A 1,536-nucleotide genomic window follows, 5' to 3' on the forward strand; every position below is an offset into this window, starting at 1 on the left:
AGATACTATTGGTTTAATCTTTCCTGCTACTTAGTCGGAAAGATTAACTAAATAGTATATCTGAGTTGAAATTCAATTATAACCTTTTGATTATGAATACCTTCCAACAACCAATATACTGTTAACTAATAACGTTTTTCTACTTAATAACCTACTTCGAAATAGCTTTGAGATGTTCCTTTGCTATATCCTGAAGCGTCAAAATCACTTTATCCATATCCTTGATTGGCGTATAAATATGAGGGGTTACTCGCACACCTACAATATTCTCCCAAGTGACTGGCGAGGTGTAAATCCTCGCTTTTTTCATGAGATGATTGTGTAATTCTCCAGAGGTCATTCCCTTAAAACCTATGAGTGCGATGGCTCCAGAAAATTCAGATTTTAAAGATGTTTGGGTATAAAAATTGGGTAAATCTACACAACGAGTCAATAGATAGTTTTTGAGATATTGTAACCTTTTTTGGATTCTTTCAGTACCAATAGTATGATGGAAGTTTACAGCATGACCAATTGCCATTTCTATCGGAAAGGAACGTGTGCCAAGTCCTTCAAATTTTCGAATATCATCTTTCAATGGATTATCGGAAGGGGTATGTGTCCATAAACTAGCAATATGTTCTTTTTTGACCCAAAGTAAACCTGTACCAAAAGGTGCACAAAGCCATTTATGCAAACTAGCGCCCAGATAATCACAGCCTAAATCGGGAATTTTAAAGGCAATTTGCGCAAAGGTATGCGCCGCATCCACTACTACTTTAATCTTAGGATTTTTCTTTTTTACTGCCTCAGCAATAGCTTTTACGGGTAAAATTTGTCCCGTCCAGTTAATCATGTGCGTAACATGAACAATTTTAGTGTTTTCAGTTACCAAATCGACATATCTTCTCACTAACAAATCGTTATCCTCACAAGGCAAAGGATTATGATTGACATATTTCATCACAATACCTTCGCGCTTTTCTCGCTGTCGCCAGCCATGGAGCATATTCGGATAATCTTGCAAGGACATAATCACTTCATCGCCTTTTTGTAGTTCTAAACCCAAAATAATCGTATCCAAAGCCTCTGTAGCATTACGATTTATGGCTATTTCGTCGGGTAAACAACCTGCCAAATCTGCCAACTTACCACGAACAGCCTCACGGTTTTCGTCCAAAATACGCCACATATAATACGTTGGCGCTTCGTTAGAAAGTTTGTTATAATGAGTAAGGGCATCTTGTACCATAATTGGTTGTGGGCTAACCCCTGCATTGCTCATATTAATCAAATTGGGCGAAGCCGAAAAGGCCAATTGGATTTGTGCCCAATAATCTTCGTCAGTAGTAACATCCTTTTGAGGAGCATAACCAAGAATACGTTGTAGATTTTGATTAGTCGCAGGACTGGCAAAAGGCAAGGCAGATAAGCCTCCTGTGCCTAACATAAGGTTTTGTAGAAAATTGCGTCGTAGCATAATAGTTTGTCAAGTTTGAGGTAAGAAGAGCTGGGTTTGGCTTAGGCACAAAGGCACAAAGGCACAAAGGCACAAAG

At 38.5% G+C, this 1,536-nt stretch carries 1 protein-coding gene; it reads right to left on the reverse strand.

Annotated elements, in window-relative coordinates; all coding sequences use genetic code 11:
* Positions 1-151: 151 nt before the first annotated feature.
* The gene (locus ACOVQ4_RS18540; protein WP_421822105.1) at positions 152-1,459 is read right to left on the reverse strand and encodes an aminotransferase class V-fold PLP-dependent enzyme; all 1,308 of its coding nucleotides are present in this window, start codon (positions 1,457-1,459) and stop codon (positions 152-154) included.
* Positions 1,460-1,536: the final 77 nt, after the last annotated feature.

Origin of the sequence: Flectobacillus sp., assembly GCF_049240685.1 — a bacterium.
In the GTDB taxonomy this organism is placed as follows: Bacteria; Bacteroidota; Bacteroidia; order Cytophagales; family Spirosomataceae; genus Flectobacillus.